This window comes from Kaistella sp. 97-N-M2 (assembly GCF_021513235.1).
Classification (GTDB): domain Bacteria; phylum Bacteroidota; class Bacteroidia; order Flavobacteriales; family Weeksellaceae; genus Kaistella.
In genome coordinates this window covers 2,370,858-2,390,760 of sequence record NZ_CP090976.1, presented here as the reverse complement: position 1 = coordinate 2,390,760, position 19,903 = coordinate 2,370,858, and the positions used below count along the sequence as shown (strand labels likewise).

24 protein-coding genes are annotated in these 19,903 nt (G+C 39.6%); 2 read left to right on the top strand and 22 right to left on the bottom strand.

Features of this window, described 5'->3' with window-relative positions; all coding sequences use genetic code 11:
- Nucleotides 1-28: 28 nt before the first annotated feature.
- The 3 genes from L0B70_RS11150 to dinB form a co-directional block, all read right to left on the bottom strand.
- Complete coding sequence (locus L0B70_RS11150; protein WP_235141852.1) at nt 29-343, bottom strand: helix-turn-helix domain-containing protein; 315 nt, start codon at nt 341-343, stop codon at nt 29-31.
- Entirely contained in the window at nt 340-690 is a 351-nt protein-coding gene (locus L0B70_RS11145) for a type II toxin-antitoxin system RelE/ParE family toxin (protein WP_235141851.1), read from the bottom strand. The genes L0B70_RS11150 and L0B70_RS11145 overlap by 4 nt, the downstream gene beginning before the upstream one ends.
- Before the next feature lie 294 nt (nt 691-984).
- Nucleotides 985-2,133, bottom strand: coding sequence for a DNA polymerase IV (gene dinB, locus L0B70_RS11140; protein WP_235141850.1), 1,149 nt, complete (start codon nt 2,131-2,133; stop codon nt 985-987).
- Between the two features lie 62 nt (nt 2,134-2,195).
- Here dinB and L0B70_RS11135 point away from each other — a divergent pair, with 62 nt between their 5' ends.
- Complete coding sequence (locus L0B70_RS11135) at nt 2,196-2,957, top strand: helix-turn-helix domain-containing protein (RefSeq protein ID WP_235141849.1); 762 nt, start codon at nt 2,196-2,198, stop codon at nt 2,955-2,957.
- A gap of 196 nt (nt 2,958-3,153) precedes the next feature.
- On the opposite strand, the gene L0B70_RS11130 is transcribed toward L0B70_RS11135, so the two are convergent.
- From L0B70_RS11130 to L0B70_RS11080, 11 genes are all read right to left on the bottom strand, one after another.
- The gene (locus tag L0B70_RS11130; RefSeq protein ID WP_235141848.1) at nt 3,154-3,747 is read right to left on the bottom strand and encodes a DUF6766 family protein; all 594 of its coding nucleotides are present in this window, start codon (nt 3,745-3,747) and stop codon (nt 3,154-3,156) included.
- Nucleotides 3,748-3,880: 133 nt separating this feature from the next.
- The gene (locus L0B70_RS11125; RefSeq protein WP_235141847.1) at nt 3,881-4,366 is read right to left on the bottom strand and encodes an adenylyltransferase/cytidyltransferase family protein; all 486 of its coding nucleotides are present in this window, start codon (nt 4,364-4,366) and stop codon (nt 3,881-3,883) included.
- Nucleotides 4,367-4,394: 28 nt separating this feature from the next.
- Entirely contained in the window at nt 4,395-5,519 is a 1,125-nt protein-coding gene (locus tag L0B70_RS11120; protein WP_235141846.1) for a hypothetical protein, read from the bottom strand.
- On the bottom strand, nt 5,516-6,640 hold the full coding sequence (glf, locus tag L0B70_RS11115) for a UDP-galactopyranose mutase (RefSeq protein ID WP_235141845.1): 1,125 nt from the start codon (nt 6,638-6,640) through the stop codon (nt 5,516-5,518). Before glf ends, L0B70_RS11120 begins: the two co-directional genes overlap by 4 nt.
- The gene (locus tag L0B70_RS11110) at nt 6,640-7,731 is read right to left on the bottom strand and encodes a glycosyltransferase (protein ID WP_235141844.1); all 1,092 of its coding nucleotides are present in this window, start codon (nt 7,729-7,731) and stop codon (nt 6,640-6,642) included. The genes glf and L0B70_RS11110 overlap by 1 nt, the downstream gene beginning before the upstream one ends.
- 376 nt (nt 7,732-8,107) lie before the next feature.
- On the bottom strand, nt 8,108-8,362 hold the full coding sequence (locus L0B70_RS11105; protein WP_235141843.1) for a SemiSWEET transporter: 255 nt from the start codon (nt 8,360-8,362) through the stop codon (nt 8,108-8,110).
- A 103-nt stretch (nt 8,363-8,465) separates the two neighbouring features.
- The gene (locus tag L0B70_RS11100) at nt 8,466-8,633 is read right to left on the bottom strand and encodes a hypothetical protein (protein ID WP_235141842.1); all 168 of its coding nucleotides are present in this window, start codon (nt 8,631-8,633) and stop codon (nt 8,466-8,468) included.
- A gap of 18 nt (nt 8,634-8,651) precedes the next feature.
- Nucleotides 8,652-9,539 carry an AraC family transcriptional regulator gene (locus tag L0B70_RS11095; RefSeq protein WP_235141841.1) on the bottom strand — a complete coding sequence of 296 codons (888 nt, stop codon included), beginning with the start codon at nt 9,537-9,539 and terminating at the stop codon, nt 8,652-8,654.
- Nucleotides 9,540-9,622: 83 nt separating this feature from the next.
- The gene (locus L0B70_RS11090) at nt 9,623-10,744 is read right to left on the bottom strand and encodes an alanine racemase (RefSeq protein ID WP_235141840.1); all 1,122 of its coding nucleotides are present in this window, start codon (nt 10,742-10,744) and stop codon (nt 9,623-9,625) included.
- Nucleotide 10,745: 1 nt separating this feature from the next.
- The gene (locus L0B70_RS11085; protein ID WP_235141839.1) at nt 10,746-11,192 is read right to left on the bottom strand and encodes a GNAT family N-acetyltransferase; all 447 of its coding nucleotides are present in this window, start codon (nt 11,190-11,192) and stop codon (nt 10,746-10,748) included.
- Nucleotides 11,193-11,201: 9 nt separating this feature from the next.
- Entirely contained in the window at nt 11,202-12,107 is a 906-nt protein-coding gene (locus L0B70_RS11080) for a universal stress protein (RefSeq protein WP_235141838.1), read from the bottom strand.
- A 366-nt stretch (nt 12,108-12,473) separates the two neighbouring features.
- Here L0B70_RS11080 and L0B70_RS11075 point away from each other — a divergent pair, with 366 nt between their 5' ends.
- Nucleotides 12,474-13,640, top strand: coding sequence for a zinc-dependent alcohol dehydrogenase (locus tag L0B70_RS11075; RefSeq protein WP_235141837.1), 1,167 nt, complete (start codon nt 12,474-12,476; stop codon nt 13,638-13,640).
- Between the two features lie 156 nt (nt 13,641-13,796).
- On the opposite strand, the gene L0B70_RS11070 is transcribed toward L0B70_RS11075, so the two are convergent.
- The 8 genes from L0B70_RS11070 to L0B70_RS11035 all read right to left on the bottom strand — a co-directional run bounded on the left by L0B70_RS11070 (nt 13,797) and on the right by L0B70_RS11035 (nt 19,674).
- Nucleotides 13,797-14,387: a DUF1989 domain-containing protein gene (locus tag L0B70_RS11070; RefSeq protein ID WP_235141836.1), complete on the bottom strand. Its 591-nt coding sequence runs from the start codon at nt 14,385-14,387 to the stop codon at nt 13,797-13,799.
- 7 nt (nt 14,388-14,394) lie between these two features.
- The gene (gene gntA / locus L0B70_RS11065; RefSeq protein ID WP_235141835.1) at nt 14,395-15,066 is read right to left on the bottom strand and encodes a guanitoxin biosynthesis heme-dependent pre-guanitoxin N-hydroxylase GntA; all 672 of its coding nucleotides are present in this window, start codon (nt 15,064-15,066) and stop codon (nt 14,395-14,397) included.
- Between the two features lie 331 nt (nt 15,067-15,397).
- Complete coding sequence (locus tag L0B70_RS11060; RefSeq protein WP_235141834.1) at nt 15,398-16,489, bottom strand: glycosyltransferase; 1,092 nt, start codon at nt 16,487-16,489, stop codon at nt 15,398-15,400.
- Nucleotides 16,490-16,633: 144 nt separating this feature from the next.
- A complete protein-coding gene (locus tag L0B70_RS11055) occupies nt 16,634-17,647 on the bottom strand; it encodes an AraC family transcriptional regulator (protein ID WP_235141833.1) in 1,014 nt (337 codons plus the stop codon).
- A 164-nt stretch (nt 17,648-17,811) separates the two neighbouring features.
- Nucleotides 17,812-18,024 carry a hypothetical protein gene (locus L0B70_RS11050; RefSeq protein ID WP_235141832.1) on the bottom strand — a complete coding sequence of 71 codons (213 nt, stop codon included), beginning with the start codon at nt 18,022-18,024 and terminating at the stop codon, nt 17,812-17,814.
- Nucleotides 18,025-18,127: 103 nt separating this feature from the next.
- The gene (locus tag L0B70_RS11045; RefSeq protein WP_235141831.1) at nt 18,128-18,493 is read right to left on the bottom strand and encodes a DUF2200 domain-containing protein; all 366 of its coding nucleotides are present in this window, start codon (nt 18,491-18,493) and stop codon (nt 18,128-18,130) included.
- A gap of 29 nt (nt 18,494-18,522) precedes the next feature.
- On the bottom strand, nt 18,523-19,059 hold the full coding sequence (locus L0B70_RS11040) for an ATP-binding protein (RefSeq protein WP_235141830.1): 537 nt from the start codon (nt 19,057-19,059) through the stop codon (nt 18,523-18,525).
- Nucleotides 19,060-19,251: 192 nt separating this feature from the next.
- The gene (locus L0B70_RS11035) at nt 19,252-19,674 is read right to left on the bottom strand and encodes an META domain-containing protein (protein WP_235141829.1); all 423 of its coding nucleotides are present in this window, start codon (nt 19,672-19,674) and stop codon (nt 19,252-19,254) included.
- Between the last annotated feature and the right edge of the window lie 229 nt (nt 19,675-19,903).

The following is a 19,903-nucleotide window of genomic DNA, read 5'->3' as shown; positions in this document are numbered from 1 at the left end:
AAATATATTTGAAAACAGCGTGACTCCACTATTTACCCACGCTGATATTTAAGTTCGGCAAGTCTACCTGAAGCGTAACTTTTGCTTGTAAAGCGCTGAAAACTTTCAGTAAAGTATCCATGGTTGCATTGCTGGCATTGCTTTCTAATCGGGAAATCTGGGCTTTTTGGACTCCTACTAATTTCCCTAATTCTTCCTGCGTCAAGTTTCTTTCTTTTCGGGTTTCTTTTATAGCTTTACCAATTAAATCCATTTGAAGTTCGTACTCAAATCGGTCTCGTTCCGCGGTTCCAATTTCTCCTATCAATTGATCCTGAACCTGGTTTAAAGTATATGTTTTCATTTTTTACTGTTTTGTTGTTCTGCAAAATATTTCGTTCTTGCGTTTGTAGCTTTCTTAATTTCATTCTCAGGAACTTTGCTTGTCTTTTTTATAAATCCATGAGTTGAAATAATGAGTGTTTCGATGGTGGAAGTTTTATCCCAAAATGCCAGAAACCGATACTGAAGTCCTTGATAAAGCGTTCTAAATTCCCAAATATCATTCGTTAATTTTTTAAAGAGTTCAGGATCCTTATTTATCTGGGACTTACGGATATTATAAAGTATTTTTTCATAATGCTTTTTTTCGAGCGTCTTTAAGAACTCAAAGGCTTCTTCTAAAAAAATAATTTCGAATCGATTTACCATTAGCTAAATATGTAGCATTTCAAAGATAAAATAAAGTTTCGTTATATAGAAACTTTTGGGACTTTTGCGGTGAAAACTTTATTATTAAGATTCGATTAAGGAGTTAAGGTCATTAAGATTTCCTACGGAAATTGAAGTGCCTCTCTTTTTGATCTTTTAAATTTCTAAAAACGTTAAACTTTGGGACTTTTGTGGTTAAAACATTTAACAAATTAAAACACTCGCACTTTGTTGTGATCTTTCGAATTTCTAAAAACACTAAGCTTTTGTGGTTATGCCATACAAGTCAACAAGTCAACAAACCAACTCAAACCCGGATGCCCGCCCCAAAGCATTCTTGCCAAAGCGGTTTTTCATGCGGTCCATGGCCTGATAAAGATTCATGAGTTCTTCGCTGTCTTCAAATAAATTCATCTGATAAGTTCCGTGCACGAGATTCGTGAAGCGCAAACCTACCAAACGCAGCCGCATTCGCCGCGTGTAAAGTTTTTCAAATAGATCCAAGGCAACTCTGGCTAAAGTGTGATCGATAGACGTATAAGAAATTTTACACTGCTTCGTCTCCGTATCGAAATTGGCGTAACGGATTTTTAAAACAACGGTAGACGTAAGCCATTTTTCTTTTCGGAGCTGATACGCCAAGGATTCTGCCATGCCGGAAATAAGTCTTCTGAGTTCGAAAACATCCATGGTGTCATTCGTAAAAGTGTGTTCCGTGGACAAGGATTTTCTTTCGGCGTACGGAACTACAGGCGTAAGATCAATTCCGTTGGCTTTTTTCCAGAGTTCGCCGCCATTTTTGCCGATCATTTGCTGCAAAACCAGGACGGGCATTTCTGCCAAGGTCTTGATATTTCGGATTCCGACGCGCGAAAGCAACTGAAAAGTCACGTCGCCAACCATGGGAATTTTCCGCACGGATAAAGGATTGAGAAAGTGTTTGATATTTTGAGCCGGAATTTCAAATCTTCCGATAGGTTTAGATTCGCCTGTCCCAATTTTGGAAACCGTTTTATTCGTAGACAAAGCAAAACTGATGGGCAACCCCGTATTTTTGGTGACGGCATCGGCAATTTCGCGCGTCCATTGGTAACACCCAAAAAATTTATCCATTCCGGAGAGGTCCATATAAAATTCATCGATGCTGGCTTTTTCTAAAAGGGGAACTTTCTCCTGAATAATTTCGGTAACTTCTTTGGAGAATTTGGAGTACCGTTCATAATCGCCACGAATCACTTTCGCTTCCGGACATAATCTTAAAGCCATCTTAATGGGCATGGCAGAACGCACGCCAAAATACCGCGCTTCATAGGAACAGGACGCCACCACTCCACGGTCGCCACCGCCGATGATGACGGGAATTCCGTTGAGTTTTGACTCCTGTAATCTTTCGCAGGACACAAAAAAGGTATCCAAATCCATATGCACAATTGCTCTTTCCATGCGGACAAAATTAGTACGATTTATATCAAATTTTTGTATATTTGTTGATATAATTTATAGCAATGTCAATTTTATCAGAAAACATGCGGTATCTGCGGGCTCAGCAAAAATACGCACAACAGAAAGTCGCCGACGATCTTTTAATTACGCGCGGACGGTACGCCAAATACGAAGACGGCGCCACGGAACCGCCGATTGAACTCCTGATCCGCATCTCGAAATATTACCGCGTGAGTATCGATCTGCTTGTAGGCATGGATGTGCGAAAGTATTCTCTGGACAAGATGATGAAGCTGCCCGACAACCGGACGATCCTTCCTATTATGGTGGATGAAAAAGGAGAAAATCAAATAGAAATTATCCCGGAAAAAGCCCAAATGGGCTATCTTCAGGGCTACAGCGATCCCGAGTATATTGAAAAACTTCAGACGATTTCGCTGCCTTTTCTTCGCAACGGAAAATTTCGCGCTTTCCCCGCCAGTGGAGATTCGATGCCGCCTTTTAAAAACGGAACCTTCATCGTGGGAAAATATGTGGAGAACGTTAATGATCTAAAAAAGGGAAAAACCTATATTTTCATTACCCAAAATGAAGGCGTTGTTTATAAAAGATTCGAAAAGAAAACGCCCCGAAACATCACCGTAAGTTCGGATAATCCCTTGTATAAACCGTATGACATTAAGCTTTCGGAGTTGGTAGAAATCTGGGAATACGCCTGCAGCATCAACACTGCAGAATTCGAAACCGAGACTTTGGATATGCTGACGGTGAAGGATATGTTTTTGAGTTTAAAGAAGGAGATTGATTTAATTAAGAAAAATTAACTATAAGAGTTTGATTCAATTCATCTTCTGGAAGCCACAATTTTATATTTCACTCATCACTGAGCCTAAATGCAGGTTGAAAGTGAGGTTTAGTTGAAATCATTTCAATTACTTATCAGAATTTTTTTTGATGATAAATTTTCAAAATAAAATCCACGTTTTTTGAAAATTCATCCTGTTTTTTCCCAGACTTTCTTTACTCGCCGGTTTCCGAATAGGAGGCATCTACAGGTTTTGACTGGGAAGAACCTTTTTGGCGCAGATAAATCGATAAAATAATAATGGCAAATATGGAGAGAAATTCACTTTGCCAATTCTGAAAAGATTCAAACCACAACCTCGAATCTACAATATAATCACTCCATTTTTCCAACGGTTTCCCCAGCAGAAGATTTTCGGTATTCGCGTCCTTTAAACTTCCATAAACATGTAAGAGAAATGATAGAATGAAAAGAATAAAAAGAGTAAACGTAAGCGAATTCTGGTACAATTTCAGATAAAATCCGCCTTTTCGTACGGGCCAGGGCGCGCCTTCACGCAGAGGCGAAGGTTCGCGGTCGACCTCATTGGGCTCATCGCACTTTTTAGATTCCGAAGAGCCTTTTTGGCGCAAAAAAATAGTGAGCCAAACTAAAAGTGCCATTTGCAGAAACTCACTTTCCAAGTTTTCGAAGGTGGCTTCTAAAAAATGTCCGGATTTTAAATAAGCGCCATATCCCACGGCACTCCCCCCCCATTCCTGCAAATCTTTATTGTATTCCTGCAGACCGAAAATAATTTGACCCAACATTCCGAGAAAAAAAGGAATATAAACACGAGTGACAGACTGTTATAATAAAAGAATTTTTTCATAACAAAAAGTTTAAGCCATCATTTTAAATTTCGGAATCGAGCTGCAGGAATCTACGTTCAAAAATTACTTATCATCTACCCTCTTTTTTTGCTAAGGGAATGACGCTGTGGTGCGCTGTTTCCAATTTTAAACTTTCGCGGTCATATACCTCTTTTCGAAGGCTGGTACTGGAAAACCGGTGACGCCGTTCGTTAAAATAAAGTGAAATCCCCTGCTTTTCGCAGAAATCCCGGCCAGTAAACTGTTTGTCTTTGTATTCGGCGCCAATGATCCGAACATCGATCTCATAGAGTTTCAGGATATCTTCCAGATCTTTTTCGGTAGCATAAGGTACAATTTCATCTACAAACTTACAGCCGTGCAGCTGAACGTACCGCTCAACAATGGTTTGCGTAGGTTTATTCTTTTCGGGACGGTCGATGGTGGGATCGGTCTGCAATCCAACGATTAAATAATCGCACTGTGTTTTTGCTTCTGCAAGCATTCTAATGTGTCCTGCATGCAGAAGGTCGAAACAACTGAAAGTGATGCCGACAATTTGTTTAGATTTTTCCATAATTTCGATGTTTATTTTTTAGTATATTTTAAAAAATTACTGAGTTGGTAACCAACTGCTGTTGCTCTTCCAAAGACTCAATATATTCGGTAACAGGAATTCGGTTTTGCTGCTCGTCCAAATCGAAGATTCCACAATGGCTGTAATAGGACAAATTATCCCAATCGGGACGATCGATGATGGGGTAAATACAAATACCGTGAAAGTCCACGCCTTTTTCCTGAGCGATCAAACATTCATGCGTTACTTCTTCCAGCCATTCCACGCGGCCTTCGCCAAAATGTCCGGTTTCCGAGAGAAACATCGGCTTTCCATATCTTTTGTACGCCTCCGCAAGTAATTCATTCAGCGGTGTTCTTTCACCCGAAGTATTCGGCCACCAAATGGTTTCGGCTTCGCCCTTCCATTGGCAATTCCAGTAATAGTTGAAGCCTAAAATCTCCAGATAACTCTCGTCACCGCCAAGTTCCGGACACATTCTGCCGCCAATAATATCCATGGCTTCAAACTGATATTCATTTCGCCGGAAAACACTTTCCGGTCCTTCACCGTTATCGTGAATTTTCACCAGCGGTTCTACCATTACAATTTTGCAGGTTGGAATTTCTTGCTTTAAAATTCTTATTCCCTGCAGTGCGGCTTTGCACAAATGATATTTGATGTCCCATCCATTATTGATGGTAAACGGAACGGTGCCCCGGGCTTCGCCCGAAAACCAGGAGAGAAAGCTGATCTCGTTGATGGGAACAACATATAGAATTTCGGAGGAGTTTTCTGCATAAAAACGTGCAAAAGCACGGCATAAATTCTCGAAACGCGGTACGAAATGCGGATGCGTAGGAAAGAGTCCGTCCGGATAGCCAAAGTGAATTAGATCCCAGATTACCTGAATGCCATATTTTTCAGCCGCCTTCATACGAACTAACACTTCGGAAAAGTCGAAAAATCCGGGTTCTTTTTCGACGGCGCTCCAACAGATTCCTTCTCGCGCTGTATATATGTTCAGGGCCCGCAGAAGTTGATAATCTTCTTCCACCCTGATATCATGCTGCGTTTCCTGAAGTAAGTTAACACGGGTGCCGTCGCGATTAATCTGATCGGCACATTCGAAGCCGCCCTGGAAATAACTTTTGAAGAACTGGGCCGAACTCATATTGCTAATTCTTTTGCCGGTTCCAAAGTTTTGAAGAGATCCAGCGCATTTTTGAAAGCCTGGTCCATATTGAAATATTTGTAATTGGCGAGGCGGCCCACAAAATAAACGTCTTCCAGCTTATCTGCTTCTTTTTTGTACTGATCGTAGATGGCCTGATTTTTCTCGTTCGGAACCGGATAGTACGGTTCGCCATCATCTACTGTATATTCTTTAACAATACTTGTTTTGTCGGACTGTTGATTTCCGAAGTGTTTGTATTCAATAATTCTGGTAAAATCAACTTCCTGACCGGGATAATTGACCACAGAATTTTCCTGATAATATTCCTGATCCACCTGCTCTGTTACAAAATTGATGGATCTGTACTCTAATTTATCTAAATTTTTATTCTTAAATTCGAAAAAACGGTCGATCGGTCCTGTATAAAATAATTTTTCGTAACCCGAAATCTGATCCTTAACATCGAAATAATCGGTGCTTAACATCACCGTGATATTGGGATGATCCAACATTTTTTCGAAAATTTTAGTATAACCTTTTTTGGGCAAAGCCTGATATTTGTCGGAAAAATAACGATCGTCGTAATTGTGGCGAACCGGAATCCTTTCCAGAACGGAAGCGTGCAACTCATCTGGATATTTATCCCATTGCTTCTTCGTGTAATGTTTGAACATTTTTTCGTAGAGCACTTCGCCCACACGATTTAGAACCGCCTCTTCTCCATTTTTCGCGGGATCGAAGGCCACACGGTTTTCATTCAGCCACGTTTGCATTTCTTCTTCCGTCTTGATATTAACATCAAAAAGTGTATTTACAGTGGTGATGTTTACAGGAATCGGAACGGTTTTGTCGTCCACGCGTGCGATAACTTTATGTTCCCATTTGTACCAGTCGGAAAAACGGTTTACGTATTCCCACACTTCCTCTTCGTTCGTATGAAAAAGATGGGCACCATATTTCGAGACGAGGATTCCGTTTTGATCATAATGATCGAAACAGTTTCCTGCAATGTGGTCCCGCTTTTCAACGATGACGACTTTCTTGCCAATTGAGGCATATCTTTCTGCAAGCGTAGCACCGGAAATTCCGGCACCAATAATAAGTATATCAGTTTTCATCAGGCAATCACTTTTTTAATCATTGAATTCATTTTCTCCACCGTCGCATTCCAGGAAGTTTTTTCCAGAATGGATTTATATTTCTCTTCAAAATTCTGCATAGGAAATTTTAAAGCCAGCGTAAATTCATCAGAACTGTTGACCAGCATCACGCAATCGCTGTAATCTCTTTCAACATCCTTAATGCGCGTAGAAATTATTGGTTTTCCGGCAGCCATATATTCCAGCGTTTTTGTAGGACTGATGAATTTCGTGGAATCATTTAAAGCAAAAGGCATCATTGCAACATCAAAATACTGAAGATAATTCGGCAGCTCTTCGTAGGACTTCATACCCAGATAATGAATATTTTTCGCCCTTGGCAAATCTGATTCTTCAATTTTACAAATCGGACCGATCATCACAAAAGAATAATTGGGCGACTTCGCGGCAGCATTTTTGAGCAGCCGAAGATCGATTCGCTCGTCGATCACGCCATAATAGCCAACGATGGGCGTAGAAATTCCTTTGAGATCTTCTGGCATTGTGGAGACTTTATCTTTAGCACCGGAAAAGTGCGCAATATCCACAGAACTTGGGAAGCAGAAGACATTGTGATGTTTTAATTTTTTTGATTCGTATAAGGATTTTCCACCCGTGTACACCACATCTGCGGCGCTAAGGAGAAGATTTTCCTGATCAACCAATTTTTGAGAGGCTCCTTTGAAGAGTGTCAACTCATCCATACAATCATACACCACGGTTTCACATTCCAAAGTATCGAGCACGGACACAAAGGCTGCGGAATAAAACCAGCCAACGGAGAAAACGGTATTTTTTAAGTGTTTTTTAAGGTAAGGGCCAATCTCTTCCATATCCGAAACATGCGGTTGACATACATGGATTTGCGAATTGATCTCGCGAATTTCAAAAGTTGATTTTTTCATCGACTCGAAATGAACCGGTTCTTCAACTACTAAAATTTTGTACTCTTTTGAGAGACGGCTTAGAATATGCTGCGGTCTTTGGTAAACGAAATCCCAGCGTAAATGACAAAAAACGATCATATCGTACGTGGACGCACCACCCCTCGATGAGGCTTCTGTTTTCATAATATTTATATTTTTTTAATGTTTTAGATACAAAATCTGTTCAACATAAAAATGACTGCGATTTTCATGGACTTTTGCACGGAGCAATCATCAAAAAAAGGAAAATTCGAAAAATCTTTACGATCAACAGATAAGTTCATCAGGAATACAAAAGAGAGTTTTTGAAAGCCCGAAAAACTATATTCTCCCTATAACAAAGAATATACCAACAAAACATTTTAATATAATCGAATATGTCTATCAATTCTTTAAATGCTAGACTTTTACATAAGAGTATCTTTAAAATGGTACAAGATAAAAATAGAAATTATTCGCAGAAAACGTAATATCGAACCGGAATATCACGCTGAATGGAAAGAAGCAGGAAAATCTTTCTTTATTTGCGGAATTTGAAATAAGAAAACAAAAGACAGATATTGACCAAAACAGCAAAGGCGTTGGAGAGAATAATGGGGAGTTCATCTTTGATAATACCGTACCAAACCCATAAGGAAAGTCCAATAATCAGAATGGTGATCATCATCCAGGAAAGATCTTCGGCATTTTTTTCTTTGATCACTTTGATCAATTGGGGCAACATGGCTACGGAAGTGAGGATACCTGCAACAATCCCAAGAACATTTTCGTTCATCTGCTTGGTTTAAGAAACGAATGTAGTAAAAAGTATTTTAGCGAAAAATAAGTAAAAAAAATCACGCCGAAAACAATTTTAGGAAGCCTGAGTTGCAACTGATTTAAGAGCGAACTTTGCCGTTCCGCATATTATCGAGTTTTGATTTCTCTTGTAAGATCTGATGGTTACTCAGAACATTAATGCCCCCGATTTTGCGGTCGATCAGCGATTTTACGCCGGTAAAAAAGGAATTGGGCAGATTGTTAGTGGTTTTTTTTGGTAATTTCATTGTATTGATTTATGTATTTTAAAACGTGTTGTTGGTGGCCTGAAATTTTTTTCGAAAATTATTAGGACTTTCTTCGGTTATCTTTTTAAAATATTTACCGAAATGAGATTTATCGGAGAAACCGAGTTCAAAGGAAATTTCGGTCACCGATAAATTGGTGTTTAAAAGCAGTCGCTCTGCTTCTAAAATCACGCGGTTTTGTATGTATTTTTCTGCAGAAACATCCAGTTTATCTTTTATTAAAGCATTCAGATAGTTCGCAGAAATGGTGAGCATATTGGAATATTCTGAGGTTCTTTTGAGGTCTTTAAAATGAACTTCGACGAGGTTTTTAAAATCTTCAATATAAGAATTCTTGCGGTTTGTTTTAAAATCAATATAATTCGGATTCTCCGTTTTCCGGATATATTTAAGCATCGAAGCCTTTAGTAAAAGGCAAATAATCTCTTTGCTCAAAAGCGCCGGATGCACAAATTCTTTCTTAATTTCCGAAACGCCAGTTTTAAAATGAGCGAACTCGCCTTTAGAAAAATCAATGGAGGTCGGAAGGTCCGAGAAAGCCGTGTCATCCTTAATTTTCCTGTTTCCGGTGTAGATTAAATTATAAAAAGACCGCGTAAAAAGGATGGCTTCTCCCTTAAAATCTACCACGTCGGCAAACCGAAAGACCTGATTATATCCGATAAAAAAAATCCGTCCCTTTTTGAGGTGATGAATTTCGTGATCGATCATTAAATTCCCGGACCCATTTTCTACAATTAATAAGGTGTAAAATTTGGTTTTAAAGGAATTCTGCGCTGAAAATATCTTGAAAATATCCGGAGCCGCCAACAAAACAAATTCACCTTCAAATGAAAAGGCAGGGTTTAAAGAATCGATCGTCATTGCTTTGATGAGGTTTGTCATAAAGTAGTCTGTTTTAATATATTCCCAAAGATAAAACAAACCTTTTACTTCGGAAATTACAGACTAAAAATGACTTTAAAAAGTTAATTTAAACAAATAAAATGATCATCATTATTTTCCAATGGCGCGATCTCAGTTTCGATTTTCTTATCAATGTAGTCGGAATTCATTGCACGCAGAACTGCCATATAATTCATACTGAAGTTAATGGTATCACCCACTTCAAGGTGTTCCGAATTTTCTCCCAAGTCCAGAATAAGCATATCGGAACTCGCGCCGATGATTTCGATTCCCGGCACTAGCGCGGTAATATCTTTGTGATCAATATCCAAAAGTCCCACATCTACGATGGCCCGAAGGGAGGATTTTCCTTTTTCTTCTTCGGAAAAAACCGGCGTTTCACCCGTGAGATTGGTTCCCGCGGTTCCAGACGGAATGGTGGGTTTTTCCTGCATTTCGATAATTTCTGCAGTCAGCGTAAAAACATCGTGGTACATGCCCGCGATCAGGGAATCTTCGTAAACATTTGTGCCGAAATAAAGCGTTTCTCCCACACGAAAATGGTTGATCCCAAACGGAATTTGATTTTTAAAAATCAAAGGAATTGTTACCGAAGACCCGCCGGAGATGTAGGGAATCTTCTTCCCGGAGTTTTCCTCTATAATTTCTTTGAAACGGTTTAGTTTAATAAGTTTTTTTTCATCCGGTAAAATTCCGTTCAAGCAGTTCAAATTGGTTCCCAACGCGACGACTTGGATATTCGGAAGAGCCAGAACTTCATCGTAAAACTGCATAAGATTCCGCGCCATAATTCCTTCCCGCAGCTCGCCCATTTCTACCATTAAAACGACTTTGTGAATTTTATTCTGCTTCACCGCTTCTGCAGAAAGTGCTTCCAAGGTCGATATTTCCGTATTAAAACTGATGTCCGCAAACTTCACGATACTTTTTACCAGGCGCGGCGCCGGCGGTTTAATGTAAATGGTCTGCGTTTTTGGCGACAGTTTTTTAATCGTTTTTAAATTGCTTAATCTGGAGTCACAAATCTCTTTGTCGGATAAATTCAACAAAACCTGTAGAAATTTTTCATTTCCACATAATAATTTTGCAACAATGGCCCACTCGATCTTATTTTGCGCGAAAATTTGATCAAGCACTTTGAAATTATGGCGAAGCTTTGCCGCATGTAAGGTAATATATGACATCTTATTTTTTTAATCTCATCTCGAGATATTTACTGGTGAAACCGAGTTTTTCGTAGAGAAAGCGTGCCGGATTATTTGGCTCGCAATGTAGCGCCATATCGCCTTCGGAGTTTTCAATGGCTTTTTGCATCAGCTGTTTTCCCACACCTTTTCCGCGCATATTTTTATCGGTCGCGATATAAACCAATATATTCTCCGGAATAAATTTTTCCATACCGGTTTTATTCACAATTACGGCTCCTACCATTTTCTGCGTCTCATCATCAACGGCAGCAAGTACTATTCCACCAGGCTTACCACTGATGCCAAAGGCATAATCCATACATTTTTCAATGTCTTCTCTTGGATCGCCGTATTGCTCGAGGCTTTCAAAAAGGAAACTGATGATTTCCTGTTTGGTTTCTTCGGAGGCTTTATTTTTATCTGAATACGTATTTATTTTAATCATAGGTCTTATTTATCCCGGAATCGGCATGGATACATCGTATCCATCAAGACTTTCCGGGTTGTTTTTAATTCTTTTTAATTTGGATTTTACGATGAGCAGCGGAACATCGGTTCCGTTAATGATTTTTTTGAAAAAGTTATCTGCCATGAAAGATTTCCAGGAATTTTCGTCCTGATCTGCCAAAATAATGATATCGCTTTCTTTCTCCTGTGCCGCCTGCGCAATACTGTTGGCATTATTGTCGGACAAATGAAATTCCGAAACATATTCTGCGGACTGCAACATGAGATTTTTCTTCATTTCCATAAAGGCTTTTCTTGCATGTAGAACTTTATTCGGCGTCCCGACCCCTACCAAACTGATGTCACCCTCATTTTTGTCGGCCAGTAAAACCGACAGATCTGCTTTCTGGTGCAACTCATGATTTACACGAACCGGAAAAAGTATTTTCTTAAAAGAAGTTTTCCTAAATTTTTCCGGAATCAGAAGCACCGAACAGTTTGCATATAGAAGCATATTATAGGAATTAGAGCCTAAAATCAACTGCTTCATCTTTTGAGTTCCCGAAGTTCCAACCACCACAAGATCGACATTTTCCTTCGTGATAACATCATTTACCGCATCCAAAATACTATCGGTAGTGATTTTTATAGCAACGTCAATTTGATATTCGTTCTGCAAATCGGTTTGTAATGCTTCTAATTTCAGCGTCGCAACATCGATATTTTGCTGAACCGTTTCGGCTCCAATAATTTGTTTTCCTCCACGGTCGATCAGTTGATAAGTATCTACCACATGCGTCACCAATAATTTGGCTTCATGGCGTTGGGCCATGCAGGCCGCAACTTTCAGTGCATTTATTGACTTTTCCGCAAAATTGATGGGTACAACTATTTTTTTAATCTCTGTTTTCATCCCCATTATTTTCTTGAACATAAAATCTCATGCTGCAAAGATATGAACCCGAATATATTAATGGTGTTAAAAATAGTGCGGTTAGTGGTATAAATTACTGATATGCGAATGCGGTTTCATCATATCAAAACCCAAAACTTTCAACACAAGTCGACATTTTCTAAGCCAATCTTCTTCTTAGAATAGTTCTTTTAAAAACGGTTTTACACCAGGAGCCATTTTTCCTAAGCGTAATGTTTCGCGCAAACCAAGAGTTTAAATGGTTAATATTTTTAATGCGTATTTTTTTTAAACAATTTATAAATTTAAAATACAATGGCTGAACATTTGATAGGAAATAAGAATAAATTTAAAAAAAACAACAATATGAAAGCAGCAGTATTTCACAGTCCCGGAAAAATAACGTGCGATAACGTAGATGATCCCACCCTTAAAGAACCTTCAGACATTATTCTAAAAGTGACCTCCACCGCGATCTGCGGCAGTGATCTCCATATGTACTCCGGAGGAATCCCGCAACCGCGACCAATGGTAATGGGCCATGAATTTATGGGAATCGTAGAGGAAGTCGGCAGTAAAGTATCAAAATTAAAAGTAGGAGACCGCGTTGTCGTTCCTTTTCCCGTGGCATGCGGATGCTGTTACTTTTGCGACCACGATCTGCCCGGCGCTTGCGAACACAGTAATGAAGAAAACTATGGTCCTGAAGGCGGAATTATGACCGAAAAGGGCGGCGGAATGTTTGGTTATACCGATTTATATGGTGGTTACGACGGCGGTCAGGCGCAGTACGTTCGAGTTCCGTACGGTGACTTTGGGCCAAGAGTTATCCCGGATAATATTACTGATGATCAGGCTTTATTTTTAACAGACATTTTTCCTACCGGATATACGGGGGTAATGTGGGCCGACCTGAAAGGTGGAGAAACCGTTGCCATTTTTGGTGCGGGTCCCGTTGGAAGTATGGCCGCTAAAAGTGCCATCTTAAAAAATGCCGGTAAGGTTATCGTCGTCGATACGGTGCAGTACCGACTGGACCAAATTAAAAGATTAACCGGCTGCGAAACCATTCTGTGGAAAGATCCGAAAGAAGTTATTGAGACTATTCGAAGCCTTACGCATGGACGGGGAGCCGATTTATGCATCGATGCTGTGGGTTTTGAACCGGACCGCAATCTTTTGGACAAAGCCAAAGCGGTGATCAATTTCGAAAAAGGATCGATGAAAGTTGTTGAAGCCTGTATGAGTGCCGTTAGAAGAGGTGGAAAAGTTTCAATTCTCGGTGTTTATCCATACAATTATGATAATTTTAAATTAGGCCAAATATTCGACAAGGGTTTAAGAATTCAGGCGGGGCAATCACCCGTGCATGCGATTATCGATGAACTTTTGGGCTACGTAAAAGATGGAAAGGTGGTTCTGGATGATATTATCACCCACCGACTTTCATTGGATGACGTTGCTAAAGGCTACGATATTTTCGACAAGAAGGAAGATGGCTGCGTAAAAGTGGTTTTGGATCCTTGGAAATAGCTCACCAGTGAAAAACTAAAAATCCGGTCTGCACGCAGATCGGATTTTTTATTTAACAAGATTTAAAACTCCTTTACGGCTGGTCATTAATATGAATGCTTTGCAATTTATAAGTTGAAATTGAAGATGGTAACCTTAACACTTCAGATAAATTTTTCAGTCCATGCCAACAGAAAACTGGATCGGTTTGAAGCTGCCGCCATTACTGTCTTCTGCAGAACAGGCGGTCAAACAAACCAGCAGATCCATTTCAGCGCGGAATTTCACGTAATCTCCAGCTTTTGAAGTGGGCGGCAATACTGAAATCTTACCTTTATCATCGAACTGAACATTCATAAAAACATTAAATGCCGTTGGAATATCGTCCTGTTTGATACCGAACTCCGCCAGATTTTTGGATAAATTGCCGAGACAGCTCGGGTGATCACCGGAATAGCCGTACATAATTTCAAAAGTTTCCTTGCTGCAGGGTGCCAGCAGAAAATCGTTACGCCCATTCGTGTCCTCAATAATCTCCATCATTTTTCGGGACCGGTTGCTCCAAAGGAAGTTTCCGGTAGTCAGGAGAATGGATTCTTCAAAATCCAGGGATTTTCCCGAGGAAAGTTTTTCAGCATGATCCGTACTGTTAAACAGCACCATGTCGCTCACCTGCATGCCTTTTGGATCGATCACCGTTAAAATTTCTCCCTTTTTAATATGAAAAGCCTTCCCGGTCTGCTCGCTGATGGTGTAAATTTCTGTCATTATTTATTTATTTTTTATGGAAGGGACATTTCCAACCCTCCTCGACCTGTCTTCCGCTGTACTGCTTTGTTTCGGTATCGGCGCCGTAATCTCTTAATACGGGATTAATGTTGCCCTGCAATGCTTCGTCGTTTGCTCTAATGGTGTCGCGAACCATTTGATAGGTTCCGATCTCCCGCAGTTTTTCGAACTGGTGGTGCAGGTTGAAGACCAGCGTAGTATAAGGTGCTTGCCGCGCCATGCGCGAACTTTCCGGATGCAAACCTACAACATAAAAAGCCCTGCCACCCACACTGAAACTGAACTCAGGATTTTCCGGATCATCGCTGACTCTTTGATCCCACTCACAATCATCGATATTGTGAAGACTTTGAAGCGTTTGCCACAGCGCCCTTTCAAAACCAAGTTCATTCTCGAAATGGTTATTGGGGAAGACGGCAATGAAAGATTCAAAGGAATTTCCTTCAAAATCGTACTGATCCAAATAGTTTTTTACATCGCTGATGAGCTGACTTAAACTTTCAGAAGCGAACATATCATCATAGATTCTTAAATGATAATTTTCCATTTTGAATAATGATTTCGCCATGATACACGGATGGTTTTCATTCAAAATAAAATCTTTGTACTCGTTCTCTATCTGCTGAGAAGAAGTAACCATTTTAATTGCTGCATTCATACTAATTTATTTTATAATGATGTTTCTTACGTGGGTGCCGGCACTTATTCCTAGCTTTTCACTCTTCATCAAATAACGTCCTCGAAAATTTTAAAATTGTGGAAGGAACTCCCCGGAAAATTGATACATCTTGTTGAAAAAGTTCAGTATCAATCAAAAAATATCACTGTTGAAAGCCCTTCATAAACTGTACCATTATGGGTAATGCTTCGGGATTTTTGAGTTCTTGCTCTACTTTTTTCCCTGGATGCCAGATTTTCCGTCGTGGAAAATGCGGGGTTAGAAAGAAGACGAAAACCCGAACACCGTTAAATTACGATGCTGAAATGTTTCACGCCAGCACTTCATTAATAATGACGGACATTTTTTCTGACGTGCGATCCCAGGAGGTATTCTCTAAAATTTCTTTGTAGGAAGCCGAGAAGTTTTCAATCGGTTTTTCAAGGGCTTTACTGAAATCGTCTGCATTATCAATCAGATTAACGCATGACCTGTAATCTCGAACAACATCTTTAATTTTTGTCGAAATAATGGGCTTATTAGCGGCCATGTATTCCAAAGTTTTGGTAGGACTTATAAACCTCGTCGATTCATTCAGCGCGAAAGGCATCATGGCGATATCAAAAAAGTGCAGATATTGTGGCAATTCTTCATATGATTTCATGCCCAAATAATAAATATTGTCTGCAAGCGGAAGATCGCGCTCTTCAATCTTGCAAAGCGGCCCAATCATCACAAACGCATAATCGGGTCTTCTTGCAGCGGTTTCTTGAAGCAGGTTCAGATCAATCCTTTCGTCGATCACGCCGTAATATCCGACGATTGGCAAACTTATACGCTCTAAATCAGAGGGTTTTTGCGTGACTTCAGAACCCATATTCGAAAAATGATCAAGATCCACAGAACTGGGAAAACAAAAAACGTTATGGTGTTTTTCCGCTTTCGCTTCGAAAAGGGATTTCCCACCCGTATAAACAACATCTGCAGCGGATAAAAGAGTTTCTTCCTGCTTCAGTAATTCGTGCGAAGCTCCTTTAAATAAAGTCAGTTCGTCCATACAGTCATAAACCACCGTATCAAAACTGATTTCATCTAACACCGAAACAAATGCCGCGGAATAAAACCAGCCGACGGGACATTTGGGTTTGGATAAATGCTTTTTTAAATAGGCTCCGAGCTGCCCGAGGTTTTGTATTAAAGGTTGGCAAACATGAAGATTTGTAGTGATTTCCTGAATTTTAAAATAAGATTTCTCGCTGCTGTAAACATCTACAGGCTCTTCGATAAAAAGAATTTTATAATTTTTTGCAAGTCGACTAATGATATGTTGAGGTCTTTGGTACACAAAATCCCATCTTAAATGACAAAAAACGATCATATCGTAGGCGGGTAATTTTTGGGAATCGTTCAAATAATTATTCATGCTGTTGTATTTTTACTACAGCAAAAATAAAATATACGTCGTCGCAAAATGATCTTTTTGAATTAATTACGGACGCATTTGATTCCTCAAAACAAAGGAACTAAAAATGATAAATGATTGAAGCATCCGGAAAAAAGCGGGACTTTAGGAAAAGATTTTCTTAAATTTTTTAGGGGTGATCCCATACCGTTTTTTGAAGATTTTAGAGAAATAACTGCTGCTTTCCAACCCGACTGCAGCCACAACGGCCCGCACATTATATTCTTTATCCTTCAGCAAAACATTTGCACGTTCCAGCCGAACATTGGTAATAAACTCGTTGATGGATGCGGAAAATAAATACTGAAACCCATTCTGCAGTTTGCCGGGGTTCAACCCTGCTTTTCTAGAAAGGCTTTTTACGGAATGATCGTCGGCAATATTTTCTTTAATAAAGTCCCCCAGTTCTTCAATTCTTTTCAGTTCCGGAATGCGGAGAATGGTTCGCTTGTCATAATCCAAAGCGTCATCGCTGAACTGGACAAGCTGATTGATAAACATCTGCATGGTAATACAAAGCAGATTGAGCTTTCGGGCCAGGAGAAATTTCTCGAAATTCCCGGCCTCCTGCAGAACATCTTTAAAGAAAACGCCACAATTTTCGATATGCAAAAACTGCTTTTCCCCTTTCACATCAGTAAGAACGTCGCGCAGTTTAGAGTTGTAGTTTGCTAATTCGCAGCCCGATTTTTTCTTGAAAGTTTTTCGGTCGATTTCAACACTTACTACCTCGTGTTTCGTATTTTTTAAAAATTCGATGATGTGACCATTTTTCCGTTCGCTGGCGACAATGGCACACCGGAACTCGTCAATCGAATGCCTGATGCCTTCGTTTGCAAACTCGTGCGTTAAAGGACCATTTAAGGAATTGATGAATTTTACGGGATGAATCTCATTCAAAGTAAATTCCAGTCGCGTATCTTCTTTAAACATAACATTGTAGATGAGCAAAGCCAAACCGTTCTCAAAATTGATCCCGCGAATTTCGCCTTCTCCAAGATTTTTGGGCAGATAAAGATAATATTCATCACAATCGTGATGATACGCTACATTAAAGGATTTTGCCAGACCTATAATCACATCTTTCAGTGGAATAGAATTCACCTGAACAACTACCATATTTCTATTTTTTTATAAAAAGCTTATTGCCCTTCTAACAATTCTTTTTCTGATTCTATTGAGACCACTTTCAAAACATTTTGCAAACCATCCGTTCCTCATTAAATTTGGGGATAGAAACTGCACAGACTTTATTTTTTAAATTTCCAGTCAAAGCCGCGAAATTACTTGTTTTGCACGTCAGCATTTGTCTGCGGAGGCATCGACGTGTTGGCGCCTGCGCTGTCTGCCGCTGCCGAATCTTTTTCGTGATTTTGAATCAACTTATCATGCGTTTCGGCATAATCTGCAGGGGCAGTACTCTGCGACTGATCGTTTTTTGTGCAGGCCGCTAATAAAAAACCTGTGGCTAACAGTGCGAAGGATATCTTTTTCATAACTATATTTTTTAATAAGTTTAAATGCTGTTTGATTATTCAATTTCTGAGGATTGAAGATACTCAAATATACAATATCCAGAAACACAATGATGGGTACAAATCATATTTCCCGCAAAATCTTCTCCATTTTTTTCCCCTGAGCCAGTTCATCCACTAATTTATCGAGATATCGTACCTGGCGTGTGAGTAGATTTTCAATTTCTTCAATACGGTACCTACAAATTACCCCTTTAATAGAAGCAGCCTTGGGATTTACTTGCGCCTGCTGAAAAAATGATTCAAAACTGACATTGTCGTTAATAAGTTTTTGCACGGTTTCGCCGTCAAAACCTGTCAGCCACCGGATAATCTGAAGCAATTCTTCTTCCGTTCGTCCTTTTTTCACCACTTTAGTAACGTAATGGGGATACACAGACGCAAAAGTTAATTTTGCTATTCGCGCATTATGTTCAGGGGTAACCTTCATTTCTTAATTTTTTTTGATTTATTCTTTCGTCAGGTTGCAGGAAAGCGGATCACAGACTGTATTCTCCGTAGAAATGCGTCGTCAATATTGGACTTCCGGTTGGTGGATAAAATGATGAGGCCTTCGTAAGCTTCAATTTTCTGCTTTAGATATGAAACCTCAATATTTGCGTAGCGGTCGTGGGCATCTCGAACATTCGTACGCTTACCAAAGATTGCGTCTGCTTCCTCAAAAAATAAGATCCAGCCTTCCCTCTCGGCACGTTCAAATAAACGTTGAATATTTTTTTCAGTTTCGCCAGGGTATTTTGAAACCAGCATAGACAGGTCGACGCGATGCACTTCTTTACCTTCCTGCTGCGCGAGTAAAACCGCAGTCGCAAGGGGATTTGCTTTTTTGGCGCAATAAAGTAAAGCGATGTGCGATTTCTGATCACTTTCTGCTTCTTTAGCAGTTTTTTCGGACTGTTTTATCCAGGCTTCCATTTCCTGCACATGTTGCGGCAAACGAATTACCTGGCTCGCATTTTCTATTGTCTTGGAACTTCCCTTCTGCGGTGATTTCATATTTATTTTTTACGAGATTTCTGAATATTTGAAAACACTAGAGTAAAGTTATTAAAAAATTGTTTTCAAAGTATAAACCACTTTTTTACGTTTCTTCAGAAACTATCATTAATCGTTATTTAAGAGCACCCCTACTCTAAAAACAAAAAGAGCAGAAAAAATTCTGCTCTTAATATTTAGATGTTATTACATTTACATTGTGGGCTTAAATCTCATCATTACGACGTCTCCCATTAAAAATTCTAATTTTCCGTCAGTCATTCTGTAGCGATCCACCTGCTTCATTGTTTTGCGGAAAACATTTTCTCCGTCGCCGCAATACATCATTGTTGACATTTCCGGGTCGGCGAACGAAATCATTTTTCCATTCATTGTAAATTTTGTACTGTAACCATTACAGCCGCTGTTGCCGTTAACCATATTCGAATTTCTGGTGAATTTTATAACAGGTTTCCGGTCCGGAAATAAGCCTTGGAACGCAATTCGTGGTCCTGTAATGTATTCGAGTTCCCATGCATTGTCGTACATTTTGTCATTCTTGGCCATCATATTGGTTGTACAGGAGACGACAAATAACGAAAGAATGGCGATTAATAATAAGGTATGCTTTTTCATTTTTTTTATTTTTAAATTTAATTGATTATGTTTTGCCCTGCAAATTTTTGAATGTTCTAATCCTCGCAACAAGCGTGCTAAAGTCGCAGCAAAGCAGCGATATTTTAGAAAACAGTTAGCAGGCAACGTAAATTCTTATTATTTTTCAGGTTTGAACTCTTTTCCCGCATATGTTAAAGAAAATTTGAGGGCCACTTCCCTATCGCGAAGGGAGTGACCAGGAAATACA

Bases quoted from the DNA above. Each gene is read 5' to 3' on its own strand.
- L0B70_RS11105 (WP_235141843.1), bottom strand. From the start codon at position 8,362: ATGAACGAAAATGTTCTTGGGATTGTTGCAGGTATCCTCACTTCCGTA.
- L0B70_RS11080 (WP_235141838.1), bottom strand. From the start codon at position 12,107: ATGAAAACAGAGATTAAAAAAATAGTTGTACCCATCAATTTTGCGGAA.
- L0B70_RS11090 (WP_235141840.1), bottom strand. From the start codon at position 10,744: ATGTCATATATTACCTTACATGCGGCAAAGCTTCGCCATAATTTCAAA.
- L0B70_RS11040 (WP_235141830.1), bottom strand. From the start codon at position 19,059: ATGAAATCACCGCAGAAGGGAAGTTCCAAGACAATAGAAAATGCGAGC.
- L0B70_RS11110 (WP_235141844.1), bottom strand. From the start codon at position 7,731: ATGAAAACAGAAGCCTCATCGAGGGGTGGTGCGTCCACGTACGATATG.
- L0B70_RS11145 (WP_235141851.1), bottom strand. From the start codon at position 690: ATGGTAAATCGATTCGAAATTATTTTTTTAGAAGAAGCCTTTGAGTTC.
- L0B70_RS11060 (WP_235141834.1), bottom strand. From the start codon at position 16,489: ATGAATAATTATTTGAACGATTCCCAAAAATTACCCGCCTACGATATG.
- L0B70_RS11075 (WP_235141837.1), top strand. From the start codon at position 12,474: ATGAAAGCAGCAGTATTTCACAGTCCCGGAAAAATAACGTGCGATAAC.
- L0B70_RS11035 (WP_235141829.1), bottom strand. From the start codon at position 19,674: ATGAAAAAGCATACCTTATTATTAATCGCCATTCTTTCGTTATTTGTC.
- L0B70_RS11130 (WP_235141848.1), bottom strand. From the start codon at position 3,747: ATGTTGGGTCAAATTATTTTCGGTCTGCAGGAATACAATAAAGATTTG.
- dinB (WP_235141850.1), bottom strand. From the start codon at position 2,133: ATGGAAAGAGCAATTGTGCATATGGATTTGGATACCTTTTTTGTGTCC.
- L0B70_RS11050 (WP_235141832.1), bottom strand. From the start codon at position 18,024: ATGAAAAAGATATCCTTCGCACTGTTAGCCACAGGTTTTTTATTAGCG.
- L0B70_RS11045 (WP_235141831.1), bottom strand. From the start codon at position 18,493: ATGAAGGTTACCCCTGAACATAATGCGCGAATAGCAAAATTAACTTTT.
- L0B70_RS11085 (WP_235141839.1), bottom strand. From the start codon at position 11,192: ATGATTAAAATAAATACGTATTCAGATAAAAATAAAGCCTCCGAAGAA.
- L0B70_RS11095 (WP_235141841.1), bottom strand. From the start codon at position 9,539: ATGACAAACCTCATCAAAGCAATGACGATCGATTCTTTAAACCCTGCC.
- L0B70_RS11100 (WP_235141842.1), bottom strand. From the start codon at position 8,633: ATGAAATTACCAAAAAAAACCACTAACAATCTGCCCAATTCCTTTTTT.
- L0B70_RS11125 (WP_235141847.1), bottom strand. From the start codon at position 4,366: ATGGAAAAATCTAAACAAATTGTCGGCATCACTTTCAGTTGTTTCGAC.
- L0B70_RS11055 (WP_235141833.1), bottom strand. From the start codon at position 17,647: ATGGTAGTTGTTCAGGTGAATTCTATTCCACTGAAAGATGTGATTATA.
- L0B70_RS11150 (WP_235141852.1), bottom strand. From the start codon at position 343: ATGAAAACATATACTTTAAACCAGGTTCAGGATCAATTGATAGGAGAA.
- L0B70_RS11120 (WP_235141846.1), bottom strand. From the start codon at position 5,519: ATGAGTTCGGCCCAGTTCTTCAAAAGTTATTTCCAGGGCGGCTTCGAA.
- gntA (WP_235141835.1), bottom strand. From the start codon at position 15,066: ATGAATGCAGCAATTAAAATGGTTACTTCTTCTCAGCAGATAGAGAAC.
- L0B70_RS11135 (WP_235141849.1), top strand. From the start codon at position 2,196: ATGTCAATTTTATCAGAAAACATGCGGTATCTGCGGGCTCAGCAAAAA.
- L0B70_RS11070 (WP_235141836.1), bottom strand. From the start codon at position 14,387: ATGACAGAAATTTACACCATCAGCGAGCAGACCGGGAAGGCTTTTCAT.
- glf (WP_235141845.1), bottom strand. From the start codon at position 6,640: ATGAAAACTGATATACTTATTATTGGTGCCGGAATTTCCGGTGCTACG.